Here is a 25,112-nt window from a genome sequence, read left to right on the forward strand (position 1 = left end):
CCCCCCACCCCGCCCTCACCCTCCCCGGGCCCTCCGGGCCCCACTCCGTTGATCAAGGAGTTTGTGTCCATTTCGGCGTCGGATCCGGACACAAACTCCTTGATCACCGGGGCAGGGTGGGGCGTGGAGTGGAGGGCGGTTTTCCACAGGGTTGTCCACAGGGGTGTCGGCTGTGGGGTGGCGCGGGGGAGCCTGCGCGTGTGGGTGAATTCGGCGAACTGACGCGGCTGGCCGCGACGCAGGGCGGGTTCGTGACGGCGGGGCAGGCGTTGCGCCTGGGCCTCGGCCGGGAGCAGATCCGGTACCTCGTCCGGTCCGGGCGATGGACCCGGGTCTCGCGCGGCTGCTACCTGCCGTCTCCCGCCGTGCTGACGCATGTGGCACTACGACGTGCCATGATCCGCGCCACGGTCGCCAGCCTCGGGCGGGGCGCGGTCGCCGTGTTGGGTACCGCCGCCGAGCTGCACGGCATCGCCGGTCTCCCGCCGATGGCGGCGATCCACGTCTCGGTGCCGCCGGATCGGCCGCACGTGCAGCGCCGGGCGGAGCCGGGCCTGACGGTGCACCAGTTGACGCTCGCCGAAGCGGACGTGTGCCGGGCCGGCGGCGTACCGGTCACCACACCGGCGCGCACCGTCGCCGACGTGTTGCTGCGGGCGCGGCGCTATCCGGCGGTGTGCGTCCTCGACTCCGCGCTCAATCAGCGGATCCTGGCCGAGAACGACCTGTCCCTGGTGCTCACGCACCTCACCGGACGCCGTGGCGCGGCCGCCGCTCGGGGATACCTGGCCGAGGCGGACGGCCGGGCACAGTCACCGCTGGAGACCCGCGCCAGGCTCCGGTGCGTCGACGGTGGCGTGCCGCCGGACGTCCTGCAACTGCCGGTGCGGGACGAGGACGGTTACCTGCTCGGCGTCGGGGACCTGGCATGGCGCGGGGCGCGTCTGATCGCGGAGGCGGACGGCCGAGGCCCGCACCTGACGCCGCAGGCCGTCTACGCGGACCGGTTCTGGCAGAACCGCCTGGTCAACGCCGGCTGGCGGATCCTCCGCTTCACCTGGTCCGACACCCTGCGCCCCGACTACATCCCCCAGACGGTCAAGCGCGCCCTGAAGCGCCGGTGATCAAGGAGTTTGCGGACCCGCACCGCTCAATCTGAGACGCAAACTCCTTGATCGACGGGGTGGGGTGGGGTGGTCAGTAGGATGCCGGTCGTGCGCGTACTTCTTGTGGGTGGTGGTGGGCGGGAGCACGCTCTCGCGCTCGGACTCGCCGGTGACCCGGCTGTCGAGGCGCTCGTCGCGGCTCCGGGGAATCCGGGGATCGCTGCGGTGGCCGAACTTCGGGAGGTGACACCCACCGACCCGGCAGCAGTGGCGGCCCTCGCCGTCGAGGTCGCTGCCGACCTGGTGGTCATCGGGCCGGAGGCGCCGCTGGTGGCGGGCGTCGCCGACGCGGTACGCGCCAAGGGCATCGCGGTGTTCGGCCCGAGCGCGGAGGCGGCCCGGCTGGAGGGCTCGAAGACGTTCGCGAAGGACGTGATGACCGCCGCGGCGGTGCCGACCGCCCGCGCGTACACCTGCGAGGACGCGGCGGCGGTGGGGCGCGCGCTGGACGAGTTCGGCGCGCCGTACGTGGTGAAGGACGACGGGCTCGCCGCCGGCAAGGGTGTGGTGGTCACCGAAGACCGGGCGGTCGCCGAGCGGCACGCCGCGGAGTGCGGCCGGGTGGTGATCGAGGAGTACCTGTCCGGTCCCGAGGTCTCCCTGTTCGTGGTCACCGACGGCGAGGCGGCGGTGCCGCTGCTGCCGGCGCAGGACTTCAAGCGGGTCGGCGACGGCGACACCGGGCCGAACACGGGCGGCATGGGCGCGTACGCGCCGCTGCCGTGGGCCCCGCCGAATCTGGTCGACGACGTGATGCGCGACGTGGTGCACCCGACGCTGGCGGAGCTGCGCCGCCGGGGCACCCCGTTCGCCGGCCTGCTCTACGTGGGCCTGGCGATCACCCCGTCCGGCCCGCGGGTGATCGAGTTCAACGCGCGCTTCGGCGACCCGGAGACGCAGGTCGTACTCGCCCTGCTGGAGACGCCGCTGGGCGGGCTGCTGCACGCCGCTGCCACCGGCACGCTCGGCGCGCACCCGCCGCTTCGCTGGCGCGACGGCGCGGCGGTGACGGTCGTGGTGGCGGCCGAGGGCTATCCGGCGGGCCCGCGTACCGGTGACGTGATCACCGGCGCGGACCGCGCCGGGATCATCCACGCCGGGACCCGCCGCGACGCCGACGGCACGTTGCGCTCCGCGGGGGGCCGGGTCCTCTGCGGTACGGCGACCGGGCCGGACCTGGCCGCCGCGCGCGACGCCGCCTACGCCCTGGTACGCAACGTCGAGCTGGCCGGTTCCCACCACCGCACCGACATCGCGGCGGCGGCCGTGGACGGCCGGGTCACGATTCCGGGCTGACCGGCCCGGGGCGCCGGCCGGCCATCCGGTTGAGCACGTTCGCCGTGGCCCGCTCGATGCGCGGGTCGCGGTGGCCCTGCCGGTCCAGTGCCAGGGTCCAGCCGAGCGTGCCGCTGGCGAAGACGACAGCTCCGCGTGCCGTCTCGTGGACGTAGCTGCTCTGGAGCCGCCGGCCGCCCTGCTGGGCCGGGTACGGCGAGGAGCTGAGCGTGGTCCCGGCGGGCCGCGGGAGGGCCGCGTGCAGCCCGTCCGCCTCGCCCGCGACCACGCCCGGGATGCGGTCGCCGTCGGCCACGCCGGTGCCGGCCCACACCCAGTTGTCTGCGGCGCGCACCACGAGCGGCTGCGGGGTTAACACGATGCCGTTGTACTGCACGCCGAGCAGCGCCTGTTCCGGCCGGTCGAGGTTGCGCCAGGTCACGGTCGGGTCGCCGATGCCCGCGCCCGGGTCGGGAAGCGTCTTGGCGCACTCGACGAGCCGTTCGGGGCGGCCGTCGGCGGCGGCGCGTACGCGGGCGTGCCAGTAGACGCTGTTCGCGCCGAGGAACGCGAGGCTGGTGCCCCCGTCCAGGCCGACCTCGGTGGCGCGGCGCATCTCGGCCGACCAGTACTCGTCGTGCCCGCAGAACACCAGACCCCGGTACCGGGCCGGGTCGAGGCGCCCGGAGTGCAGGTCGAAGCTGGTGGCGTAGCTGACGTCGTAGAGGTTGCGTTCCAGCCACCGGATCGCGGCCTCGTCGCGGTCGAAGTGGGTGGGCAGGCCGGCGCCGGAGTACGGGCGGTCGAACGTGACAGCGCGTGCCCGCAGCGCCGGGTCGCGCCGCCCGTCGGCCCGGTAGCCGTTGTAGAGGCTCTTGCCGGTCCGCCGGTCGCGCGGCCACTGGTTGTACGCCTGCCAGGTGGTCACCGGCAGCACCACGCAGAGCGCGGCCGGGCGCCGGTCGTCGCGTACCACGAACGGCGTACAGGCCCGCCAGCCGTCGGCCGAGGTGAAGACCGCCTGGTAGAGGCCGGAGGTCCAGCCGTGCGGGACGGACAGGCGCCAGGACACCGGCCACCGGCAGTCGAGCACACCGGTGTCCGGGTCGGCCACCGGCACCGGCTGCGGTACGCCGCGCAGTTCGGGGCTGGTCAGCATCGTGCGGGCGCCCGCGCCGTCGTACCAGCCGAGGCGGTGCACGCTGATCCGGAACCGGCCGCCCGGGTTGACCGCGACGTGGAAGTCGATCTCCTCGCCGGGGGCGACGCTCGTCGTCGAGGCGTACCCCTGGATCTGGCGCCGCCGGTCGTCGGCGGCCCGGCCGCCGTGCTCGGGCCACCACGGCTCACCGGCGGCGCGGTTCTCCCGCTCGACGGGCGGGACCGGCCACCGGGTGGGTGAGTCGTCGGGCCGGCCGCCGAGGACCGGGTCGAACGGGCCGAGCGCGGCGGCGGACGCGCCGCCGACGAGGAGGCCGAGTGCGGTACGCCGCCGAAGCCTGTCCATTGTGGTGCTCCCCGTTTCCCCGTTCGATCGGGGGAGACCGTAGCACCGGAAGACGGCAGCCGTGTGACCGATGTGGATCAGTCGAAGTAGCGGCGCAGTTCCCGGCTGAGCACCTTGCCGGTGGCGTTGCGCGGCAGGTACTTGACGAACACCACGTCGCGGGGCACGGAGAAGCGGGCCAGGTAGCGCCGGACGTACTCGCGGACCGCCTCCGGGTCGAGCGTCTCGCCGGTGCGCAGCGCCAGGAACGCGGCCAGTCGCTGGCCGTAGTCGGGGTCCGGTACGCCGATCACGGCGACCTCGCGGACCTGCGGCAACCGGGCGATCAGATCCTCCACCTCGGACGGGAAGACGTTCTCGCCGCCCGAGACGATCATGTCGTCGGCCCGGCCGTCGACGAAGAGCAGGCCGTCGGCGTTCAGCCGGCCCAGGTCGCCGGTGTCGAGCAGGCCGTCGCGGCTCTCCCGCCCGGCGCCCGAGGTGTAGCCCTCGAACAGCATCTCGTTGCCCACGAAGATCCGTCCGACCTCGCCGTCGCGGACCGGCCGGCCGGTCTCGTCCAGGATGGCCAGCCGGGTGCCGTGCGGTGGCCGGCCCGCGGTGGTGGGCGCGGCGCGCAGCTCGGCCGGGCCGGCGATGGAGGCCCAGGAGACCTCGGTCGAGCCGTAGAGGTTGTAGAGCACGTCGCCGTACCGGTCCATGAACGCGGTGGCCAGGTTGCCGGGCAGTGCCGATCCGCTGACCGCGACCACCTTGAGCGGCGGCCGGGGCTGCGGCGGCGCGACCTCCATCAGCCGTTGCAGCATCACCGGTACGGCGAACATCGCGTCGCACGGTTGAGCGGCGAGCGCGGCGAGCGTGGCGGCCGGGTCGAAGCGCCGGTGCAGTACGACTGTGGCGCGCAGCGCGAACGACACCTGAAGTGCGGCGTACCCCCAGGTGTGGAAGATCGGCGCGGCGATCATCACGGTGTCCCGCGCGTGCAGCGGGATGCGGTCGATGATGGACACCAGCGGGCCGAAGCCGTGCGGGGTGGGCCGGCGGGCGCCCTTGGGCGCGCCGGTGGTGCCGGAGGTCAGCACGATGGTGCGGCCGTCGCGCTCCGGCGGCTGGAGCTTCTCGCCGGGCACGGCGGCGGCGATCAGCTCCTCCTGCCGCCGCTCGTCGACCCGGTGCAGCTCGGCCGGGAGGCCGAGGACGCGCTCGGTGAACTCGCCGTCGTGCACCAGGACGCGCAGGCCCTGTTCCTCGGCCACAGTCACCAGTTGAGCGGCGGACAGCCCGGTGTTGACCAGGACGGCGTCCGCGCCGAGCAGCATCGCTGCCACTATCGCCTCGATCAGGCCGTGGTGGTTGCGGCAGAGCACACCGACCCGGTCGCCGGTCTGCACGCCGAGGTGGGAGCGCAGCGACCGGGCCAGCCGCTCGGAGCGGTCGAGCAGTTCCTGGTACGTCATGGTGGCGCCCTGCTCGTCGACAACGGCGACACGGCCGGGGTCGCGGGCGGCGGCCTGGCGCAGCTCCCCGGCGAGGCTCCAGCCCCACCGGCGCAGCGCGTTGAGCTGGGAGACCACGCGGATCGGTCCGCCCGGGGCGAGCAGTCCACGTCGGGTCAGCGTGGCGGCGATGAACGGCAGGTCCACGGCGCAACTCCTTCGCGTTCGTGGTTCGTCGACCAGGCTCCGGACGGTCGGCCGTCCGGTTCGGCATGATCTTGCGCCCGATCGCGGTTCGGGTCGGCCCGGGAGCGGCGACCCGGCCCGCGACGGCGTGCGACGTCGTCACGGGCCGGGCCGCGGCCCGCCGGCGGTCAGCGGATCTGCATCCCGGAGATGGCCCGGGAGATGACCAGCCGCTGGATCTCGGAGGTGCCCTCGAAGATGGTGTAGATCTTGGCGTCGCGGTACCACCGCTCGACCGGGTGGTCGCGCAGGAAGCCGGCGCCGCCGAGGAGCTGGACCGCCTTGTCGGTCACCGAGACGGCCACCTCACCGGCCTTGAGCTTGGACATCGAGCCCTCGCCCGCGGTGAACGGCCGGTTGTTGCGGCCCATCCAGGAGGCGCGCCAGACCAGCAGCCGGGCCGCGTCGATCTCCATCTTCATGTCGGCGAGCGCGAACGCGACCGCCTGGTTGGAGATGATCGGCCGTCCGAACTGGACCCGCTCCTTGGCGTAGTCCAGGGCGTACTCGTAGGCGGCGCGGGCCACGCCGAGCGCCTGCGCGCCGACTGTCGGGCGGGACAGCTCGAACGTCCGCATCGCCGCCTGGCCGGAGGCGCGCTGCCCGGACCGGGCGCGGGCCAGACGCTCGTCGAGCGCGTCCTTGCCGCCGAGCAGGCAGCGGCCTGGCACCCGGACGTCGTCGAGGAAGACGTCCGCGGTGTGCGAGGCGCGCAGCCCCAGCTTGCGCAGCTTGCGGGTGGCGGTCAGACCGGGAGTGCCGGGGGGTACGACGAACGCGGCCTGGCCGCGCGAGCCCAGCTCGGGCTCGATCGAGGCGGTGACCACGTGCACCCCGGCGATGCCGCCGTTGGTGGCGTACGCCTTCTGCCCGTTGAGCACCCACTCGTCGGTGGCCTCGTCGTAGACGGCGCGGGTACGCATCGAGCCGACGTCGGATCCGGCCTCCGGCTCGCTCGTGCAGAACGCGGCCACGGCCGGGGAGTCGACGTCGCCGAAGCACTGCGGCACCCATTCGACGAGCTGCTCGGGGGTGCCGGCGCCGTAGATCGCAGCGACCGCGAGGGAGGTGCCGAAGATGCTCAGGCCGATGCCGGCGTCACCCCAGAAGAGTTCCTCGCTGGCGATCGGCAGGGAGAGGCCGGTGGGGTCGGCCCAGCAGGTGGCGAGGAATTCGAACCCGTACAGGCCGACCTTCGCGGCCTCCTGGATGATCGGCCAGGGAGTCTCCTCCCGGGCGTCCCACTCGGCCGCGGCCGGGCGCACGACCTCGGCGGCGAAGCCGTGCACCCAGTCGCGAAGGTCCCGCTGTTCCTCGTTCAGGTCGAGCGAGAACTCGGCCATGTCAGGCCTTGGGGATGTCGAACAGGTTGGCGATGTTGGCGGCCAGGCCCAGGTCGCCCTTGGCCTTCAGCTTGCCGGTCATGAACATCATCACCGGGTTGGCGCCACCGGAGACGATCTTCAGGAACTCGACCGGGCCCATGGTGAGGCTCAGCTTCGGGTCGCGGGTCGCGGTCTCCGAGACGGTGCAGGTGCCGTTCTCGATGACGATCTCGTAGGTGTCGGTGCCACCGTCCGGACGGCCGGTGATGTTCCAGTGGATGACCGCGTTGGTGGCACCGGCGCGGTCCGCGCGGAACAGCGTGGGCATCCGGTTGAAGACCTCGCTGAGGATCTTGCCGCGCGCCTCGCCGGACATGATCTCGTTGATCTTGGCGTCCGGCGTGGACTTGACCAGCTGCGCGAACTCCTTCGGGCCGACGTTCGCGAAGTTGGCCGGGTCGAAGTCAGTCATGGGGGATTGCACCTCTCGGGCGGGGCCACTTTGGTTACTCTGGCGTAACCTTACGCACGGGTAGGTATGCTCGCAAGGGTGTCCAGCACGCCGACCTTCAAGCGCCTCCCCCGCGCCGTACGCGAGCAGCAGATGCTCGACGCGGCGGTGAAGGTGTTCTCCCGCCGCGGCTTCCACGCCGCCAGCATGGACGAGATCGCCGACGACGCCGGCATCTCCAAGCCGATGGTGTACGCCTACCTCGGCACCAAGGAGGAACTCTTCATCGCCTGCCTGCACCGGGAGAGCACCCGGATGATGGAGGCGATCGCCGGTGCCGCCGCCCCCGACCTGCCCGCCGACGAGCGGCTCTGGCGCGGACTGCGCGCGTTCTTCGGCTTCGTCGGCGCGCACCGGGACGGCTGGGCGGTCCTCTACCGGCAGGCCCGCGGCTCCCAGCCGTTCGCCGCCGAACTCGCCGCCATGCGCGGCCGGCTGGTCGAGGTGGTCGCCGGCATGCTCGACCACGCGTTGCGCGCCTCCGGCCGCGAGGTCGGCGCCACCGACCTGGAGGTGGTCGCGTACGGGCTGGTGGGCGCCAGTGAGTCGCTCGCCGACTGGCTGGCCGACCACCCTGAGGCGGACGCCGGGAAGACAGCGACCCGGATGATGAACGTGGCCTGGCTCGGCGCCGACCAGCTCCTGCGCGGCGTCACCTGGCACCCGCCCGCCGCGGGGTAAGGAAGGGCCCCTTCTTAACGCCTGCGGTAGTACAAGGGCCCCTTGTTAACAGTCGCGCCGGGCGGCAGCCCGCCGGTGCGCCCGCCGCCGGCCCCAGCGGACGGCCTCGAACAGGCCGGTGACGGCCAGCGAGATGGCCACGCCGGCGAGCAGCCCGGACAGCGGGTTGTGCTCGAACGCCAGGCCGCCGAAGTAGCCGAGCAGCCCGCAGTAGATCCCCCAGGTGGTGCACGCCAGGCCGTCGTACAGCAGGAACGTGCGCGCCGGATAGCGGACCGCGCCCATGGTCAGCGTGACGGCGGTCCGGCCGCCGGGGACGTACCGGGCGGTGGTCAGGATCATCCCGCCGCGCCTGTCGACCGCCCGGCGGGCCCACTCCGAGCTGGCCCGCCGCCTGCTGTCCGCTGGGAAGCGGGCCAGCCGGTGCGCGCCGCCGCCGCGCCCGATCGCGTACGAGATGTGGTCGCCGGCGAGCGCGCCGAACGCGGCGGTCACGATCACCAGCACCAGGTTCGGCTCGCCGCCGGCCGCGAAGACCCCGGCGGTGATCACCACTGTCTCGCCCGGCACCGCCGGGAAGAACGCGTCGACGGCGGTGACCGCGATGATCACCAGGTACACCCACGGCGACGTCACCGTGTGGTGCAGCAGGTCGAGCACGTCCCCCATGCACCCATGCTCGGGGGTGCGGTGTTAAGCAGGGGCCCTTCCCATACAAAAGGCGTTAACAAGGGGCCCTTCCTTCTCCTCGGCCGTCGGCCCGCGCGACGTGAGCACCACCGGCGCGCCCAGCGCCTCCGAGACCGCAGCCGGCCAGTCGGCAGGCGACTCGTCCAGCACCGGCCGAGCCCGCATCAGCCGCTCGGTGAGCGCCGCCTGCCGGTCCAGGTCACCGGCCGGGCCGGGGACGAGCCGGTCCAGGCCCTCGTAGCGGCGGCAGATCCGCAGCTCGGGCCGGGCCAGGTCGAGGTGGGTGAGCGCCAGGCCGTCGACGCCACCTGCCACCTCCAGCGCGTACCGGTGGGCGACCGCGTCGAAGTGCCCGAACCGGAACCGCCCCTGCCAGGGGTTCGTCCCGTTGTGCCGGTCGCGGAACGGCAGCGCCGCGTCCTCGGTGACCAGCGGTCCGGGACCGTGCCGGGTGGTGGTCGTGCGCAGCACGCCGAGCCGCTGCGCGGTCCCGGCCATGCCCGCCTCGGCGAGCAGCGTCTCGGCGTTGGCGAACGTCGTGGTGCTCCACGTCGTGTACGGGTGGAAGCCGTGCCACTCGTCCAGCAGCACCCCCTGCGCGCCCTCGAACACGCAGGTGCCCTCGCGCAGGGCACCTGCCAGCCAGGTCCGGTCGACGATTGCCACCCGGCGCGCGAAGGCCGCGTACGCGGGCAGGCAGTCGTCCACCGGTGGCGCGTCGAGCGGGCCCAGCTCGGCGGTGAGCCGGTCGCGCAGCGCGGCCAGCCGCCGGCGCAGCACCGCCGGGCGGCGGCAGTCGGCCACCCGGGGTGCCTCGTCGGGGTGGGCGAGGCCGTACGCGACCGCCTCGCCCACCCCGAGCCCGCAGGAGCCGTGCCGGTCGGCTCCCCGGGCGATCTCCCGGGCGCGGTTGGCGGCCCGGTGGTACGGGGTGGCGAGCAGCGCCTCCCCGTCCACTGTCAGACGGTCGAGCGCGTCGGGCACGCCGACCGACGCGAGGTGGTCGGCCTCGGCGGCCAGCGCCAGCGGGTCCACCACCACGTGCCGCGCCAGGTGCGTCCGTACGCCCGGACGGAACGTCCCGGCACCGAACTGCGCGAACGTGTGGTGCCTCCCGTCGCGCAGGACGACGTTGTGCGCCGCCTGCGCGCCCCCGTTGAACCGGACCACCGTGTGGACCTGCCGGGTGGCGCAGAGCAGGTCCACCACGGTGCCCTTGCCGGCGTCGCCGTAGCCGAGGTCGACCACCATCACGTGGTTCACAGCCGGGTGACCCCGCTTCCGCCGCCGGCCGGGCTGAACGGCAGCGTCGCCACCGCGCGCCGGCCGGAGCCGAGCCGGGCCAGCGCCTTCGACACCGTCCGGGTGGCGGTGGAGCCGGCCCGGTCCAGGTCGCGCAGCCCGGCGTCCAGGTCGATGGCCTGCTCGCCCAGGCCGACGGTGAGCGCGATCGTCTCGCAGACCGCGTCCAGGTCGTCCAGCTCGACCGCGTTCTGCCCGAGCAGACCGCGCCAGAAGTCGAGCACCTTGCGGTTGCCCGCGTAGTGGCTGCCGGCGGGCAGCAGGTAGTAGGTGTCCCAGCGCGCGGTCACCTCGTCCACGATCTGCCGGACCGGCACGTCCTCGCGCAGGTCGTCGCCGATCAGCCGGGTCACCTCCGCGGTCTTCACCGCCGGGTACGCCAGCTCGTCGCCGATGATGAACAGGTAGCCGCGCCGGCCGCGCTTGTCCCAGCTGTCGGTGGCCGTGTGCCGGGCCATGAAGTACAGCGCCAGCTCGTACGACTCCATCATCTGGCCGCCACCGCCGCCCTCCAGCACGATCCGGCCGAGGTCGTCGTCCATCCGGTTGTCGGACTCGAACTGCCCGACCTGCAACGGCACTCGGTCGCAGGTGGCGTCGCCGATGGCGCCGAACATGACCTGCGGATCCTTCGCGTACCCCTGGCGCAGCAGCAGGCCCAGCAGCTGCGGCAGCTTGCTCTGCAGCACCCGGGGCACGTGCCCCATCGAGCCGGTGACGTCGAACAGCACGGCGATCGGCGTCGACTGCGGGTGCTCGGCGGAGTCGCGGCTCTCCCGCAGCGCGTCGCGCGGGTCGAGCGCCGGGTGCACCTTGCGGGCGCCGCTGTCGCTGTACGAGAACGCGCTCTTGCCGGTGCGGCGCCGGTAACGGTCGGCGGCGTCGTACACGTCGGTGGACCAGATTCCACTGCCCATGGCAGCCTCCCTACGGGTTGAGGGTGAAGGGTCGGAAGGTGCGCGGCCCGTACAGCCGGTGCAGCACCTCGTCCAGTTCGCGCAGCAGCCGCCAGGCGTCGTCCGGCCGCGTGGCGAGCGCGGTGCCCCGGCAGCCGTCGGCGAAGGCGCGCAGCTCGCGCGGCGCGCGGTCGCCCATCAGCCAGGTCATGCAGCGGGCGGCCATCGCGATGTCGGTGCCCGGGCCGCACTGCCGCTTCGCGGCGACCTCCGGCGGATACCAGTCCTCGTGGCCGGGCACCAGCGCCGGCACGAGCCCGCCCGGCTCGGTCGAGAAGCACCAGTCGACGAGCACCACGCCGTGCGCGTCCGGCTCGATCAGCACGTGCCGGGGCAGCACCGCGCCGTGCACCACGCCGGCCCGGTGGGCCAGGCCGAGCGCCACCAGCAGCCGCCGCCACATCCAGGCCGCGTCGCGCGGGTCCAGCCCGTCCGGGTACGCGCGACGCACGTCGTCCAGGCTGTGCAGCCCGGGTACCGTCACCAGCTCGTTGACCTGCCGTTGCACGCCGGTCGACGGGTCACGCGCCGGGTAGGAGTCGACGAGCCGGGGCACGTACGCGAGGTGCTTGGCGTCGCCGCGCTCGGCGATCCGCCGCAACGCGCGTGCCTCGCGGGCCATCAGGTCGTTGTCGCCGGGGTGCCGGGCTACCTTGGCCAGGTGATAAGAAGGGGCCCCTCCTCTACCGGAGGCGTTAACAGGGGGCCCTTCCTTCCGTTCGTGCAGGGTGGCGACGTCGCCGGTGTACGTGGGGGCGGGAGTGCGCCACCGGGTGGTGACTGTGACGAGCGCGTCGGCCGCGGCGGCGCGTACCCCCGGGTCGGCCGCGCCCAGCCGGTCGGGGTGCAGTGCGCCGACCAGCTCGCGGTAGCGGCGGGCCGGCTCCTGCGTGCCGAACAGGTCGGCGTCGGTGCGCGCGGCCGTGACCAGCCGGATCGCCTCCTCGGTCCTCACCGCACCGTCTCCTCCCGGGCGGGGCGCAGCAGCGCCGGGTGCAGCAGCCGGGCGTCTCCGGCGCGGTAGAGCTTGGCCCGGGGGCCGCCGCGCGCGCCGCCGCGTTCGGTGCTGGCGCCGGTGCTCTCCACGAAGCCGGGCACCGAGAGCACCTTGCGGTGGAAGTTGCCGGCGTGCAGCGGGTGGCCCCAGACCGTCTCGTAGACCTCCCGCAGCTCGGTGACTGTGAACTCGGGGGCGAGGAACCGGGTGGCGAGAGGCGTGTACTCCAGCTTGGAGCGGGCGCGCTCCAGACCGTCGTCGATGATCCGGCCGTGGTCGAAGGCGAGCTGCCGGCTGGTCAGCGCGGTGACCGGCAGCCAGATCGCCTCGTCGGCGTCGGTGTCGGCGACCGGGTCGGGCAGGTCGGGGGCGAACGCCAGGTGCGCGACCGAGACCACGCGCATGCGGGGGTCGCGGTCCGGGGCGCCGTAGCTGCCGAGCTGTTCCAGGTGCACCCGGCGCAGCCGCTCACCGCCCAGGCCGGTCTCCTCGGCCAGCTCGCGCCGGGCGCCCGCGGCGAGGTCCTCGTCCGGCTGGACGAAGCCGCCGGGCAGCGCCCAGTGCCCCTCGTAGGGCGGCGCGCCGCGGCGGATCAACAGCAGGTGCAGCGCGCCCTCGCGGATGGTCAGGGCGACCACGTCGACGGTGACCGCGACCGCCGGGTAGTCCCGGGGGTCGTACCCGGCGAGGAACTCCTGCTCGTTCACGGCCACTCACTCTCTCAGGTTGAGAACAACTCAATCTGAGAACAACTTAGCGCCGAAAAGAGGGGACGGCAAGTCCCCTCTTTCGCTCAGCGCACCGAACCGACCAGATGCGGCCTTCCGTCCCGGGCGCTGTGCAGCGCGAAGTCCCAGCCCTCGCCGGTCGGCGAGGCGCTGAACGCGACAGTGGACGGCAACGGCACCGGCAGCTTGAACGACACGTCCACCGTGTACGCCTCGGGCAGCCGGGGTTCCAGCGCGGCCAGGCAGCGGGCCTTGCTCCACATGCCGTGCGCGATCGGGCGCGGGAAGCCGAACAGCCGCGCGCCCAGCTTCGAGGTGTGGATCGGGTTGTGGTCGCCGGAGACGCGCGCGTAGTCCGTACCCACCCGGGGCGTCACCCGCCACCGCGCCGAGGCGGCCGGCGGCGCCGGGCGGTCACCCCGATCGCGCCGCGGGCCGCCGCCCGCGGTGCGCTCCTTCCCGAGGTACGTGGACACGCCGCGCCACACCTCCTCGCCGCCGATCGAGCCGACCAGCACCACGTCGAGCTGGCGGCCCCGCTCGTGCGGGCGCAGGTTCTCCGCGTACGTGTGGAAGTCGACGCTCTCGCCGACCTCGACCGGGCGGTGCACGGTGATCCGGTTGGCCACGTGCACCACGCCGGTGAGCGGGATCGGGAAGCCCGGACCCGTCATCAGCCGCAGCGACAGCGGGAATCCGAGCACGTGCAGGTACGTCGCCGGCAGTCGGTCGGTCAGCCGGAACCCGCACACCCGGTCGTAGTCCGCCAGGTGCCGCTGATCCACAGCGACCCCCGAGACGCCCAGTTCGAGCCCCGGTACGTCCGCCCCGCGACGCCCCCCGACCCCCGGCACCACTCCGAGCAGCGCCCGCCGATAGAGCGCCCCACTGGCAGGCAGCCGCGACAGTGCCACGCGCCGCCGCCCTTCCGGCCCCGCCTCTTCCCCCTCCCCTTCACCCCGTCGATCATGAAGTTGGCTGCCTTGTGGATCTCCAGAAGTGCCGTCAACTTCATGATCGTCGGAGGAGGGGCGGGCCTGGGTGGGGTGGGACTGGGGGTGGGACTGGGCCTGGGCGGCGGCTCGGGCTGCGGTCAGGTCCCGGGTGGGGCCCTCGATCAGGTCGTGCAGGCTCAGGTCGTCCTCGTGGTCACGGGGTGCCATCACGCCCCCAGCAGGCTCTGGCCGCAGACCCGGACCACGTTGCCGCTCACCGCGCCGGTCGCCGGCCAGGAGAGCCAGCCGATCGTCTCGGCCACGTCCACCGGCAGGCCGCCCTGGGCCATGCTGTTCATCCGGCGTCCCGCCTCGCGGATCGTCAGCGGGATGCGCGCGGTCAGCCGGGTCTCGATGAAGCCCGGCGCCACGGCGTTCAGGCTGATCCCGCGCCCGCGCAGCACCAGCGACAGCGAGTCGACCAGGCCGATCACGCCGGCCTTGCTCGTCGCGTAGTTGGTCTGCCCCCGGTTGCCGGCGATCCCGGCGATCGACGAGACCGACACGATCCGGCCGCCGGCCGGGATCAGGTCGCGTTCCAGCAGTACGTCGTTGATCCGCTCCTGGCTGGACAGGTTCACGTCGATCACCGAGTCCCACCGGTCGGCGTCCATCCGGCCCAGCGTCTTGTCCCGGGTGATGCCCGCGTTGTGCACCACCACGTCGACCCGGCCGTGCCGGGACGCCAGATGCTCCGCCAGCCGCGTCGGCGCATCAGGCGCGGTCAGGTCGAGCTGCACCGCGCTGCCGCCGATGTCGTTCGCGACAGCGGCCAGCTCGTCCCCGGCCGCCGGGATGTCCAGCGCCACCACCTGGGCGCCGTCGCGGGCCAGCACCTTCGCCAGTGCCGCGCCGATGCCCCGGGCCGCGCCGGTCACCAGCACCACCTGCCCGGAAAGCGGCCGGTCCCAGTCGGCCGGCGCCACGGCGGTGCCGGTGCCGACGCGGACGACCTGGCCCGAGACGTACGCGGACCGGCCGGAGAGCAGGAACCGGAGCGTGGACTCCAGGCTCACCGGGGTGCCGGCGTCACCCTCGCGTGTCACGTAGACGAGCTGGGCGGTCACGCCCCGGCCGAACTCCTTGCCGATGCTTCGGGTCAGGCCCTCCAGCGCACGCTGGGCGGTAGCCTCCCGGGGGGAGCCGCACTCGGCCGGCGGGGTGCCCAGCACGATCACCCGGCCGCTGGGCAGCAGCGAGCGGGCCTGCGGGTGGAAGAAGTCGTAGAGCTGGCGCAGCCCGGCGGAGTCGGTGATGCCGCTGGCGTCGTACACCAGGGCCGCGAAGCGGCGGTCGGCGTCGTGGGCGGCGACCGGGTCGGCCAGCTCGACCCCGGCGGCGGTCAGGATCTTGCCGGCCGGCTCGGCGATCCGGCCGCCGGCCGAGGAGCCGAGCAGGACCGGCCCGGGAACGAGCGGGTCGCCCGGCGTGTGCCGGCGCAGTCGGGGCGGGTCGGGCAGCCCGAGGCGCTTGACCAGCGCGCGACCGGCCCCCGTCTGGACGAAGCTCGCGTACCTGTCGGTCATAGGCGTAGCCTACTGGCGAGTAGGGTTCGGGCAACAGTTTCGAGGGAGGCCGATCGTGCAGAGTGTCCGGCGGGTCGCGGTCATCGGGGGCAACCGCATCCCCTTCGCCCGGTCCAACTCGCGCTACGCGCACGCGTCGAACGCGGACATGCTCGGCGCGGCGCTCGACGGGCTGATCGCCCGGTTCGGGCTGGCCGGCGAGCGGGTCGGCGAGATGGCGGCCGGCGCGGTGCTCAAGCACTCCCGCGACTTCAACCTCACCCGTGAGGTGGTGCTCGGCTCCCGGCTCGACCCGCACACCCCCGCGTACGACATCCAGCAGGCCTGCGGCACCGGGCTGGAAGCGGCCATCCTGGTTGCCAACAAGATCGCCCTCGGGCAGATCGAGGTCGGCATCGCCGGCGGCGTCGACACCACCTCGGACGCGCCGCTCGCCGTCAACGAGGACATGCGGCGCACCCTGATCCAGCTCAACTCGGCCCGTACGCTCGGCGAACGGCTCAAGATCGCGGCGAAGCTGCGCCCGCACCAGCCGTTCAAGCCGGAGATCCCGCGCAACGCCGAGCCGCGTACCGGGCTGTCGATGGGTGAGCACGCGGCCCGCACCGCGCTGCGCTGGAACGTCGACCGGGCCGCGCAGGACGAACTCGCGCTGCGCTCGCACCAGCGGCTCGCCGCCGCGTACGACAAGGGGTTCTTCGACGACCTGATGACCCCCTACCTGGGGCTGACCCGCGACCAGAACCTGCGCCCGGACACCAGCCTGGAGAAGCTCGGCTCGCTCAAGCCGGTCTTCGGCGCCTCCGGCGCGGACGCCGAGCGGGCCACCATGACCGCCGGCAACTCCTCGCCGCTCACCGACGGCGCGTCCACTGTGCTGCTCGCCTCCGAGGAGTGGGCCAAGGCGCACAACCTGCCGGTGCTGGCCTGGTTCTCCTGGTCGGAGGCCGCCGCCGTCGACTTCGTGCACGGCGACGAGGGCCTGCTGATGGCCCCCACGTACGCGGTGCCCCGGATGCTGGCCCGGGCCGGGCTGAGCCTCCAGGACTTCGACTTCTACGAGATCCACGAGGCGTTCGCCTCCCAGGTGCTGGCCACCCTCGCCGCCTGGGAGTCGCCGGAGTTCTGCAAGGAGCGCCTCGGCCTGGACGCCCCGCTCGGCTCGATCGATCGGGACAAGCTCAACGTCAACGGCTCGTCGCTGGCGGCCGGACACCCGTTCGCCGCCACCGGTGGCCGGATCGTCGCCACGCTGGCCAAGCTGCTGGATCAGAAGGGGAGCGGGCGCGGCCTGATCTCCATCTGCGCGGCCGGCGGGCAGGGCGTGACAGCGATCCTGGAGCGCTGACGAGGACGCCCGCCCGGTTCTGCGCCGGGCGGGCAACCCGCGTGCCGGCTCGTTCCGTCCCCTGGGCATGAGGCGAGCGAGGGGTGGCACTTCGTGACCGGGCGCGACGAGGAGTTCCGCGACTACGTGACCGCCCGGCTGGAGCCGCTGCGCCGGACGGCGTACCTGCTCTGCCGGGACTGGCATACGGCGGACGACCTGGTGTCGATCACGTTGAGCAAGCTCTACCGCAACTGGCGGCGGGCGCTCGGCGCGGACAACCTCGACGCGTACGTCCGGGGGATGCTCACCAACGCGTGGCTGGACGAGCGGCGCCGGCCGTGGCGGCGGGAGCGCAGCACCGACGAGGTGCCGGACCGGGCCGACCTGGCAGCCGGGGAGCCGTCGGTCGGTGAGCGGGAGATGCTGCTGGAGCTGCTGGGCCGGCTCGCGCCGCGCCGACGGGCGGTGGTGGTGCTCCGCTTCTACTGCGACCTGTCGGTCGAGGAGACCGCGCAGATCCTGGGCGTCAGCACCGGAACCGTGAAGAGTCAGGCCGCCCGTGCGCTGGAGACGCTGCGGCTGCTCGCCTCGCACCATTCGGCAGCGGAGAGCGGGAGGCAGAGATGACGTACCGGCAGATCTTCGACGAGGCGATCGGCGATGCGCCGCCGACGACGGTGGACGTGGACGCCCTGGTGGCGCGGGAGGGCCGGCGTCGGCGGCGAACGGTGGGGGCGTACGCCTCGGCGACCGCGGTGCTGGCACTGGCGCTCGGCGTCGGCGTGGTCGTGCAGCCGGGGGCGTCCGGTGGTCCGGCGCCCGCCCACTCGGCCGCGTCCGCCGCCGCACGGACCGAGCCGGAGCGCCTGCGCGCGGCGATGCTCGCCGCGTTCCACCGGGAGGCGCCGGACCTGCGGTGGGTGCAGGGCGCGTCGACCGGGGACCGCGAGACCTGGGACGGCCCGGTCACCGACGAGCCGCCGTGGTGGGTGCAGCGGTTGCAGTGGGAGTCCGCGACCGGCTGGTTGGCTGTGGGTGTCGCCGCTCGGGGCGAGGTCCGGTCGTACCTGAACATCAACGTGGGCCGGGTACGCCCCGGCCACACGTCGGGCCCGGACCGGTGCCGCCCCGGCGAGGTCACGTGCCGGTCCTTCACCGGCCCCGGGGGCGAGCTGGTGGTGGCGCACGACGCGGAGGGCAGGAACCTGGCGAAGCCGGTGACCAAGCGCACGGTCCTGCGTACCGTGACCGTCAAGCGGGCCGACGGCGCGTTCGTGTCGGTGCAGACGGTCTCGTCCACCGACCGACACCTGATGACAGTCGAGGAGATGGCAGCGGTCGCGCTGGACCCGGAGATCCGGCTGGGCTGACGGTGTGTCCCGGTCCGGCCCGCCCACAGGCCGGACCGGGTACCGGCGTCGCCGGGACCGGCCCGGGCCTCATGAAAGACTGAGGTACGTGACGACGATCCCGAACGTGCTCGCCAACCGGTACGCCTCGCCCGAACTGGTCGCCCTCTGGTCACCGGAGGAGAAGGTCCGGATGGAGCGCCGGCTCTGGCTGGCGGTGCTCAAGGCCCAGCGTGATCTCGGCGTGCCGGTGCCGGACGGGGTGGTCGAGGCGTACGAGCGCGTGGTCGACCAGGTCGACCTGGCCTCGATCGCGGCGCGGGAGCGGGTCACCCGGCACGACGTGAAGGCCCGGATCGAGGAGTTCAGCGCGCTCGCCGGGCACGAGCACGTGCACAAGGGGATGACCTCCCGCGACCTCACCGAGAACGTCGAGCAGCTCCAGATCCGTGCCTCGCTGGAGCTGATCCGGGACCGGGTGGTCGCCACGCTGGCCCGGCTGGGCTGGCACGCGGGGGAGTACTCGGCCCTGGTGATGACCGGCCGGTCGCACAACGTCGCCGCGCAGGCCACCACGCTCGGCAAGCGCTTCGCGTCGGCGGCTGAGGAGCTGCTCATCGCGTACGAGCGGCTGGAGGACCTGATCGGCCGCTACCCGCTGCGCGGGATCAAGGGGCCGGTGGGCACCGCCGCCGACCAGCTCGACCTGTTCGACGGCGACGCCGCCAAGGTGGCCGAGCTGGAGCAGCGGGTGGCCGGGCACCTGGGTTTCAGCCGGGTGCTGGACAGCGTGGGCCAGGTCTACCCGCGCTCGCTGGACTTCGACGTGCTCTCCGCGCTGGCCCAGGTGGCCGCCGCGCCGTCGTCCCTCGCCACCACGATCCGGCTCATGGTGGGCCAGGAGCTGGTCACCGAGGGCTTCAAGCCGGGCCAGGTCGGCTCCAGCGCGATGCCGCACAAGATGAACACGCGCTCGTCGGAGCGGGTGAACGGCTTCGCGGTGATCATCCGGGGCTACCTGTCGATGGTCGGCGAGCTGGCCGGTGACCAGTGGAACGAGGGTGACGTCTCCTGCTCGGTGGTGCGCCGGGTAGCGCTGCCCGATGCGTTCTTCGCCGCCGACGGGCTGTTCCAGACGTTCCTCACCGTGCTGGACGAGTTCGGCCCGTACCCGGCGGTGATCAACCGGGAGCTGGAGCGCTTCCTGCCGTTCCTCGCCACCACGAAGATCCTGGTGGCGGCCGTGCGCCGGGGTGTGGGCCGGGAGGTCGCGCACGAGGTGATCAAGGAGCACGCGGTCGCCGTGGCGCTGGCGATGCGGGAGAAGGGCGCGGCCGAGAACGACCTGTTCGACCGCCTGGCCGCGGACGGCCGGCTGGGCCTGACCCGGGCCGAGATCGACACGCTGGTGGCCGACCGCAACGCCTTCGTGGGCGCCGCCACCGACCAGGTCGCCCGCGTGACCGCAAGAATCACCAGGGTCGTGGAGTCCCACCCCGAGGCGGCGGCCTACTCCCCACCCCCCATCCTCTGACCGCCCTGTTCTTCTGGTCGATCATGAAGTTGGCGGCACTCAGGTAGATCATTCCTGCCGTCAACTTCATGATCGACGCGGCAGGACAAGGGGGTCAGGGGCCGGTGGGGGTTTCGGCCGCGGAACTCAGGTTGGGGGCGCTCGCGGGCTCGGCGATGCCGCCGGGCGCGGAGGCGATCTCCGGCTCGTGAGCGGTCTCGGCCGCGATCGCCGGCTGGTCCGGCGGCATGACGTCCGGCATCTTCGGCGCGACGATCACCGCCGTGCCGTACGCGCAGATCTCCATCCACATCTCGCCGCAGTCGCGGCTGTCGAAGCGCATGCCGATCACCGCGTTCGCGCCCAGGCGGCGCGCCTCCTCGCCGAGGCGGGCCACCGAGTCGGTACGCCACCGGGTCAGGTTGTCCGGCGCCATCGGGTCGTAGGCGCCACCGCGCAGGTTCTTGACCCCCTCGCGGTACGGGTTGCGGGTCCTCGCCATCGAGGAGACCACTTCGCCGAGGATCTGGCGGATCTCGTAGCCGGGCAGTTGATCCGTCGTCACGACCAGCACGCTTCCGATGCTGTCAGTCCCCGGCCGGGTGGTTCGCGAGCCGTGTTCAGCTGATCGGATGCTGAAAAACGGCGCGGCGCGGACGGCCGGGCCGCACCCGACCGATCCGCGCCGCATCGGCATCAACCGTCAGACACCGGCCGTCGAGGTGATCCAGGCCCGGTTGTACGCAACACTGCCGTAGTTCTGGATGCTCTGGCCGTCGGCGGTGGAGGCGACGCCGACCTGCCGGCCGTTGTAGAACTGCGGGCCGCCCGAGTCGCCCCGCCACGCGTTGCCGTTGACCCGGGTGCTCCGGATCGCCTGGCCGCCGTACGCGTCGGTGACGCTGGTGCTGGTCACCCGGACGCTGGCGGTCTTGAGCTGGGGCGACGCGCCGCAGCCGCTGTAGCAGGTCATGCCCCAGCCGTAGATGGTGTTGGTCGAGCCGACCGGCGGGTTGCTGCTGGCCAGCGAGACGGCGGAGGTGCTGACCGTGCTGGACAGGCGCAGCAGGGCCAGGTCGTAGCGGGTGTAGGAGGCGCTCACGGTGCGGGTCACGCCGCCCGAGGCGTAGTAGACGCTGCCGACCCGGACGGACATGGTGCCGCTGACGCAGTGCCGGGCGGTGAGCACCCACTGGGGCGCGATGACGCTGCCGGAGCAGGTGAACGAGCCGTTGCTGAAGACGGCGGCGGCCCACGGCGCCGACGAGACGGTGCCGCCGCCGATGATCGGCTGGGGGCCGGCCGGCGCGGCGGTGGCGCCGGAGGCGGTGGCCAGGACGCCGGCCAGCGCGGTGGTCAGCACGGCGACTAGGGGACGGAGGCGCATGTCGGGGCTCCTTCTGCGCGGACGCCCGGGGTTGCCGGGCAGGGGGTGACACCCGCCGGATGGGGTGGGCCGGCGAGGGACGTCGATCTAACTCATCGACGTCTGACGATGCATGCTACGGCCGTGACACCCTCTGTCACAAGGTGCGGATCGAATCGCGCCGATGGCGTGACGCGCGCCGCGTGCCGCGCGGGCGCGCTGTCGGATACCGGTCGAAGGTGGGGTGTTTCGCGGCAGAATGCCTGGTAGGAGGTGGTGCCAGGGGGCGTCCACAAGCACGGAGCGCAACGAATTCGCATCGGCGCCGCAACGAACGGGCAACGGTGCCCGTCCGGTGCCGCCGGTGGGGCCGATCAGTGCCGGAACTGCCCCCGGCCGGTGCGGGCCGGGCGGTATCTGCCAGGTAGGCTGGCTCCGCTCGCCCGATTGTTGGGCCGGCACCCAACTGCGTACACAGTCAGGAGTGCCCAGTGCCTCGCGTCGTAGTCGACGTCATGCTCAAGCCCGAGATCCTCGATCCGCAGGGCCAGGCCGTCGCAAACGCGCTGCCCCGCCTCGGCGTCAGTGACGTCGCCTCGGTTCGGATCGGCAGGCGGATCGAGATCGAGTTCACCGGCGAACCGGACCTGGACCGGGCCCGGGAGATCGCCGACAAGCTGCTGGCCAACCCGGTCATCGAGGACTTCACCGTCCGCGTGGTCACCGCCGACGAGACCGCGGGCGCGCAGTCGTGACCGCCCGGGTCGGTGTGGTCACCTTCCCCGGCTCGCTCGACGACGGGGACGCGGCCCGGGCCGTACGGATCGCCGGCGCCGAGGCGGTCCGGCTCTGGCACGGCGACCCGGACCTGCACGGGGTGGACGCTGTCGTCCTGCCCGGCGGCTTCTCCTACGGCGACTACCTGCGCTGCGGCGCCATCGCCCGGTTCGCACCGGTGATGGAGACGATCGTCCAGGCCGCGCGCGGTGGCCTGCCGGTGCTCGGCATCTGCAACGGCTTCCAGATCCTCTGCGAGGCCCATCTGCTGCCCGGGGCGCTCACCCGCAACCAGCACCTGCACTTCCGCAACCGGGACCAGGTCCTGCGGATCGAGAGCACCGGCACCGCCTGGACGAACACGTTCCAGCCGGGCCAGGAGGTGCTCGTCCCGGTCAAGAACGGCGAGGGCTGCTACGTCGCCGACCCCGCGACGCTCGATCGGCTGGAGGGCGAGGGCCGCGTCGTCGCCCGCTACGTCGGCGGCAACCCCAACGGATCGCAGCGCGACATCGCCGCGATCACCAACGAGGCCGGCAACGTCGTCGGCATCATGCCGCACCCCGAGCACGCGGTGGAGGCGCTCACCGGCCCCTCCCTGGACGGCCTCGGCTTCTTCACCTCGGTGCTCAAGCATCTGGTGGGAGCGCCGGCGTGATGGTGGCCGGGAACATCGGTCGGCCCACCCGCCGCACCGGCGGCGAGCGCAGCAAGGAGACGTCATGACCACCCATCCGGACCCGGCCCTGCGCGAGCCGCAGGGCGTGGTGCCGCAGGCCGGCCCGACCGACGACTGGGCGCTGGGCGTGGACACCGTTCCCCGGGCCGCCGACTCGCCGGAGGAGCTTCAGCCGTACGCCGAGCTGGGCCTCCGCGACGACGAGTACGACCGGATCCGGCACATCCTCGGCCGCCGGCCCACCCAGGCCGAGCTGGCCATGTACTCGATCATGTGGAGTGAGCACTGCTCCTACAAGTCGAGCAAGGTGCACCTGCGCCAGTTCGGCGAGAAGGCGCCGCCGAGTGACCGGCTGCTCGCCGGCATCGGGGAGAACGCCGGCGTGGTCCGGGTCTCCGACGAGCTGGCGGTGACCTTCAAGGTCGAGTCGCACAACCACCCGAGCTTCGTCGAGCCGTACCAGGGCGCGGCGACCGGCGTCGGCGGCATCGTCCGCGACATCCTCGCCATGGGCGCCCGCCCGGTCGCCGTGATGGATCCGCTGCGCTTCGGCGCGGCCGACCACCCGGACACCGCCCGGGTGCTGCCCGGCGTGGTCGCCGGCGTCGGCGGCTACGGCAACTGCCTGGGCCTGCCCAACATCGGCGGCGAGGTCGTCTTCGACCCCTGCTACCAGGGCAACCCGCTGGTCAACGCGCTCTGCCTGGGCGTGCTGCCGGTCGACCGGCTGCAGAAGAAGGACGCCACCGGCCCCGGCAACATCGTGGTGCTGATGGGCGCCAAGACCGGCCGCGACGGCATCGGCGGAGTGTCCGTGCTCGCCAGCGCCACCTTCGACGAGGGCAGCGAGCAGCGCCGCCCGTCCGTGCAGGTGGGCGACCCCTTCATGGAGAAGCTGCTCATCGAGGCCTGCCTGGAGCTGTACGACGCCGAACTGGTCGTCGGCATCCAGGACCTCGGCGGCGCCGGCCTGACCTGCGCCCTCACCGAGACCGCCGCCTCCGCCGGCACCGGCATGCGGGTCTGGCTGGAGCGCGTGCCGCTGCGCGAGCCGTCGATGGAGCCGCACGAGATCCTGGCCAGCGAGTCCCAGGAGCGGATGCTGCTCGTCGTCTCGCCGGACAAGCTCGACGCCGTGCTGAAGACCGCCGAGAAGTGGGGCGTCTGGGCCACCGCCATCGGCGAGGTCACCGCGCCGTCGGCGGACGGTCAGCCGGGCCGCCTGGTCGTCACCTGGCGCGACCAGCTCGTGGTGGACGTGCCGCCGGGCTCGCTCGTCGACGACGGCCCGGTGTACGCCCGGCCGATGCGCGAGCCGGCCGACCTGATCCTGCTCCAGGCCGACCGTGCCGAGACGCTGCCCCGGCCGAGTACCCCGGAGGCGCTCCGGGAGACCGTGCTGCGCATGATCGCGTCGCCGAACCTGGCCGACAAGACCTGGGTGACCGAGCAGTACGACAGGTACGTGCTCGGCAACACCGTGCTCGCCCAGCCGGAGGACTCCGGCGTGATCCGGATCGACGAGCGCAGCGGCCTCGGTGTCGCGCTCTCCGTCGACGGCAACGGCCGGTACGCCCGCCTCGACCCGTACCACGGGACGAAGCTGGCGCTGGCCGAGGCGTACCGGAACGTGGCGGTGACCGGCGCGAAGCCGATCGCGGTGACCAACTGCCTGAACTTCGGCTCGCCGGAGGACCCGGGCGTGATGTGGCAGTTCGCCGAGGCCGTGCGCGGCCTGGCGGACGGCTGCCTGGAGCTGGGCATCCCGGTGACCGGCGGCAACGTCAGCTTCTACAACCAGACCGGCGCCGCCGCCATCCACCCGACCCCGGTGGTCGGCGTGCTCGGCGTGCTCGACGACGTCGCCGACCGGGTGCCGATGGGCTTCGTGCCGCGTCCGGCCGGCGACCACGACCAGCTCTTCCTGCTGGGCGAGACGCACGTCGAGCTGTCCGGCTCGGAGTGGGCCTGGGTGACGCACGAGCACCTGGGCGGCATCCCGCCGCAGGTCGACCTGGCCCGTGAGCGGCAGCTCGCCGAACTGCTGGCCGAGGCGGCCCGGGTCGGGCACCTCAGCTCCGCGCACGACCTGTCCGACGGCGGCCTGGCGCAGAGCCTGGTCGAGTCGGCTCTGCGCCGCGGCGTGGGCGCCCGGGTCGTGGTGCCGGAGCACTTCGCCGGTGGCTCGATGCCGTTCGTGTTCCTGTTCAGCGAGTCCGCCGGCCGCGTGCTGGTGTCGGTGCCGCGCGGCCACGAGAAGGCGTTCACCGCCCTCTGCGCCGAGCGCGGAGTGCCGTGGGAGTTCATCGGCGTCACCGACCCGGCCTCCGGTGGGCTGGAGGTGCACGGCCAGTTCCGGATCGGCCTGGACGAGCTGCGCGAGGCGCACACCGGTACGCTCCCGCGGCTGTTCGGTGCCGCCGAGGCGGCCCGCGTGGAGGTGGAGGCGACCCGTACCGGGACCACCACTGTGCTTCCGGCCACCGCCGAGCAGCCGGTCGGCGTGGACCCGGCCGCTGTCGACGCCGAGCCGATCGCCAAGGCCGGCCGGGACACTCCGGCGGCCGACGCCGAGGCGTCCGCACCCGCCGCCGCGGCGGAGCCCGAGGCGTCGGCTGCGGCGTCCGACGAGGCCGAGCCGGCAGAGGGTACGGCGACGCCGGCAGTCGACGGAACCCCGGCCCAGGACGAGTCGGCGCCCGCCGACGGGTCCGACGGTCCGGCTCCCGGTGAGCCGGCGCCGGGTCAGCGCTGAGG

Annotated in this window: 23 protein-coding genes; 10 read left to right on the forward strand and 13 right to left on the reverse strand. The window is 73.2% G+C overall.

The features are described 5' to 3' along the window. Nucleotides 1-200: 200 nt before the first annotated feature. Nucleotides 201-1,124 (forward strand): type IV toxin-antitoxin system AbiEi family antitoxin domain-containing protein, encoded by a 924-nt coding sequence (locus IF06_RS0122490; RefSeq protein ID WP_030273375.1) that lies wholly within the window; start codon nt 201-203, stop codon nt 1,122-1,124. A gap of 90 nt (nt 1,125-1,214) precedes the next feature. Further along, entirely contained in the window at nt 1,215-2,462 is a 1,248-nt protein-coding gene (purD, locus tag IF06_RS0122495) for a phosphoribosylamine--glycine ligase (RefSeq protein ID WP_030273377.1), read from the forward strand. Here purD and IF06_RS0122500 read toward each other — a convergent pair. The 4 genes from IF06_RS0122500 to IF06_RS0122515 form a co-directional block, all read right to left on the reverse strand. Continuing rightward, on the reverse strand, nt 2,446-3,948 hold the full coding sequence (locus tag IF06_RS0122500) for a N,N-dimethylformamidase beta subunit family domain-containing protein (RefSeq protein ID WP_013283402.1): 1,503 nt from the start codon (nt 3,946-3,948) through the stop codon (nt 2,446-2,448). The genes purD and IF06_RS0122500 overlap by 17 nt on opposite strands. A 77-nt stretch (nt 3,949-4,025) precedes the next feature. Next, entirely contained in the window at nt 4,026-5,591 is a 1,566-nt protein-coding gene (locus tag IF06_RS0122505) for an AMP-binding protein (protein ID WP_030273379.1), read from the reverse strand. A gap of 167 nt (nt 5,592-5,758) precedes the next feature. Continuing rightward, entirely contained in the window at nt 5,759-6,973 is a 1,215-nt protein-coding gene (locus IF06_RS0122510; protein WP_013283404.1) for an acyl-CoA dehydrogenase family protein, read from the reverse strand. A gap of 1 nt (nt 6,974) precedes the next feature. After that, on the reverse strand, nt 6,975-7,427 hold the full coding sequence (locus IF06_RS0122515; RefSeq protein WP_013283405.1) for an SCP2 sterol-binding domain-containing protein: 453 nt from the start codon (nt 7,425-7,427) through the stop codon (nt 6,975-6,977). 78 nt (nt 7,428-7,505) lie between these two features. Here IF06_RS0122515 and IF06_RS0122520 point away from each other — a divergent pair, with 78 nt between their 5' ends. Then, the gene (locus IF06_RS0122520) at nt 7,506-8,147 is read left to right on the forward strand and encodes a TetR/AcrR family transcriptional regulator (protein WP_030273380.1); all 642 of its coding nucleotides are present in this window, start codon (nt 7,506-7,508) and stop codon (nt 8,145-8,147) included. Nucleotides 8,148-8,192: 45 nt separating this feature from the next. Here IF06_RS0122520 and IF06_RS0122525 read toward each other — a convergent pair whose 3' ends face one another. The 7 genes from IF06_RS0122525 to IF06_RS0122555 all read right to left on the reverse strand — a co-directional run bounded on the left by IF06_RS0122525 (nt 8,193) and on the right by IF06_RS0122555 (nt 15,341). Then, nucleotides 8,193-8,816, reverse strand: coding sequence for a DedA family protein (locus IF06_RS0122525; protein ID WP_030273382.1), 624 nt, complete (start codon nt 8,814-8,816; stop codon nt 8,193-8,195). Nucleotides 8,817-8,840: 24 nt separating this feature from the next. After that, nucleotides 8,841-10,100 (reverse strand): adenylosuccinate synthetase, encoded by a 1,260-nt coding sequence (locus IF06_RS0122530; RefSeq protein WP_030273384.1) that lies wholly within the window; start codon nt 10,098-10,100, stop codon nt 8,841-8,843. Next, the gene (locus IF06_RS0122535; RefSeq protein ID WP_030273387.1) at nt 10,097-11,056 is read right to left on the reverse strand and encodes a hypothetical protein; all 960 of its coding nucleotides are present in this window, start codon (nt 11,054-11,056) and stop codon (nt 10,097-10,099) included. The genes IF06_RS0122530 and IF06_RS0122535 overlap by 4 nt, the downstream gene beginning before the upstream one ends. A 10-nt stretch (nt 11,057-11,066) precedes the next feature. Further along, nucleotides 11,067-12,050: a serine/threonine protein kinase gene (locus tag IF06_RS0122540; protein WP_030273389.1), complete on the reverse strand. Its 984-nt coding sequence runs from the start codon at nt 12,048-12,050 to the stop codon at nt 11,067-11,069. Continuing rightward, nucleotides 12,047-12,805, reverse strand: coding sequence for an NUDIX hydrolase (locus IF06_RS0122545; RefSeq protein ID WP_013283411.1), 759 nt, complete (start codon nt 12,803-12,805; stop codon nt 12,047-12,049). The genes IF06_RS0122540 and IF06_RS0122545 overlap by 4 nt, the downstream gene beginning before the upstream one ends. Nucleotides 12,806-12,885: 80 nt before the next feature. Next, on the reverse strand, nt 12,886-13,983 hold the full coding sequence (locus IF06_RS0122550; RefSeq protein WP_030273391.1) for a MaoC/PaaZ C-terminal domain-containing protein: 1,098 nt from the start codon (nt 13,981-13,983) through the stop codon (nt 12,886-12,888). Continuing rightward, nucleotides 13,983-15,341, reverse strand: a complete 1,359-nt coding sequence (locus IF06_RS0122555; protein ID WP_030273394.1) for a 3-oxoacyl-ACP reductase — start codon at nt 15,339-15,341, stop codon at nt 13,983-13,985. The genes IF06_RS0122550 and IF06_RS0122555 overlap by 1 nt, the downstream gene beginning before the upstream one ends. Before the next feature lie 55 nt (nt 15,342-15,396). Here IF06_RS0122555 and IF06_RS0122560 point away from each other — a divergent pair, with 55 nt between their 5' ends. From IF06_RS0122560 to purB, 4 genes are all read left to right on the forward strand, one after another. Further along, a complete protein-coding gene (locus IF06_RS0122560; protein ID WP_030273395.1) occupies nt 15,397-16,689 on the forward strand; it encodes an acetyl-CoA C-acetyltransferase in 1,293 nt (430 codons plus the stop codon). Nucleotides 16,690-16,782: 93 nt separating this feature from the next. After that, a complete protein-coding gene (locus IF06_RS0122565; protein WP_013283415.1) occupies nt 16,783-17,298 on the forward strand; it encodes a SigE family RNA polymerase sigma factor in 516 nt (171 codons plus the stop codon). Next, nucleotides 17,295-18,041 carry a hypothetical protein gene (locus tag IF06_RS0122570; RefSeq protein WP_013283416.1) on the forward strand — a complete coding sequence of 249 codons (747 nt, stop codon included), beginning with the start codon at nt 17,295-17,297 and terminating at the stop codon, nt 18,039-18,041. The genes IF06_RS0122565 and IF06_RS0122570 overlap by 4 nt, the downstream gene beginning before the upstream one ends. An 88-nt stretch (nt 18,042-18,129) precedes the next feature. Continuing rightward, the gene (purB, locus tag IF06_RS0122575) at nt 18,130-19,554 is read left to right on the forward strand and encodes an adenylosuccinate lyase (protein WP_030273397.1); all 1,425 of its coding nucleotides are present in this window, start codon (nt 18,130-18,132) and stop codon (nt 19,552-19,554) included. Between the two features lie 94 nt (nt 19,555-19,648). Here purB and IF06_RS0122580 read toward each other — a convergent pair whose 3' ends face one another. Continuing rightward, a complete protein-coding gene (locus IF06_RS0122580; protein ID WP_174361687.1) occupies nt 19,649-20,224 on the reverse strand; it encodes a YbjQ family protein in 576 nt (191 codons plus the stop codon). 12 nt (nt 20,225-20,236) lie between these two features. Continuing rightward, nucleotides 20,237-20,920, reverse strand: a complete 684-nt coding sequence (locus IF06_RS0122585; RefSeq protein WP_030273401.1) for a S1 family peptidase — start codon at nt 20,918-20,920, stop codon at nt 20,237-20,239. A gap of 470 nt (nt 20,921-21,390) precedes the next feature. Here IF06_RS0122585 and purS point away from each other — a divergent pair, with 470 nt between their 5' ends. The 3 genes from purS to purL all read left to right on the forward strand — a co-directional run bounded on the left by purS (nt 21,391) and on the right by purL (nt 25,110). Then, complete coding sequence (gene purS / locus IF06_RS0122590; RefSeq protein WP_013473439.1) at nt 21,391-21,654, forward strand: phosphoribosylformylglycinamidine synthase subunit PurS; 264 nt, start codon at nt 21,391-21,393, stop codon at nt 21,652-21,654. Beyond that, nucleotides 21,651-22,334: a phosphoribosylformylglycinamidine synthase subunit PurQ gene (gene purQ, locus IF06_RS0122595; RefSeq protein WP_030273403.1), complete on the forward strand. Its 684-nt coding sequence runs from the start codon at nt 21,651-21,653 to the stop codon at nt 22,332-22,334. Before purS ends, purQ begins: the two co-directional genes overlap by 4 nt. 64 nt (nt 22,335-22,398) lie before the next feature. Then, entirely contained in the window at nt 22,399-25,110 is a 2,712-nt protein-coding gene (purL, locus tag IF06_RS0122600; protein WP_030273405.1) for a phosphoribosylformylglycinamidine synthase subunit PurL, read from the forward strand. Nucleotides 25,111-25,112: the final 2 nt, after the last annotated feature.

This window comes from Micromonospora globosa, from assembly GCF_000717585.1.
GTDB lineage: Bacteria > Actinomycetota > Actinomycetes > Mycobacteriales > Micromonosporaceae > Micromonospora > Micromonospora aurantiaca.

Bases quoted from the DNA above. Each gene is read 5' to 3' on its own strand.
- IF06_RS0122555 (WP_030273394.1), bottom strand. From the start codon at position 15,341: ATGACCGACAGGTACGCGAGCTTCGTCCAGACGGGGGCCGGTCGCGCG.
- purL (WP_030273405.1), top strand. From the start codon at position 22,399: ATGACCACCCATCCGGACCCGGCCCTGCGCGAGCCGCAGGGCGTGGTG.
- IF06_RS0122585 (WP_030273401.1), bottom strand. From the start codon at position 20,920: ATGCGCCTCCGTCCCCTAGTCGCCGTGCTGACCACCGCGCTGGCCGGC.
- IF06_RS0122535 (WP_030273387.1), bottom strand. From the start codon at position 11,056: ATGGGCAGTGGAATCTGGTCCACCGACGTGTACGACGCCGCCGACCGT.
- IF06_RS0122550 (WP_030273391.1), bottom strand. From the start codon at position 13,983: ATGGCACCCCGTGACCACGAGGACGACCTGAGCCTGCACGACCTGATC.
- IF06_RS0122510 (WP_013283404.1), bottom strand. From the start codon at position 6,973: ATGGCCGAGTTCTCGCTCGACCTGAACGAGGAACAGCGGGACCTTCGC.
- IF06_RS0122570 (WP_013283416.1), top strand. From the start codon at position 17,295: ATGACGTACCGGCAGATCTTCGACGAGGCGATCGGCGATGCGCCGCCG.
- IF06_RS0122525 (WP_030273382.1), bottom strand. From the start codon at position 8,816: ATGGGGGACGTGCTCGACCTGCTGCACCACACGGTGACGTCGCCGTGG.
- IF06_RS0122500 (WP_013283402.1), bottom strand. From the start codon at position 3,948: ATGGACAGGCTTCGGCGGCGTACCGCACTCGGCCTCCTCGTCGGCGGC.
- IF06_RS0122515 (WP_013283405.1), bottom strand. From the start codon at position 7,427: ATGACTGACTTCGACCCGGCCAACTTCGCGAACGTCGGCCCGAAGGAG.
- IF06_RS0122580 (WP_174361687.1), bottom strand. From the start codon at position 20,224: ATGCGGCGCGGATCGGTCGGGTGCGGCCCGGCCGTCCGCGCCGCGCCG.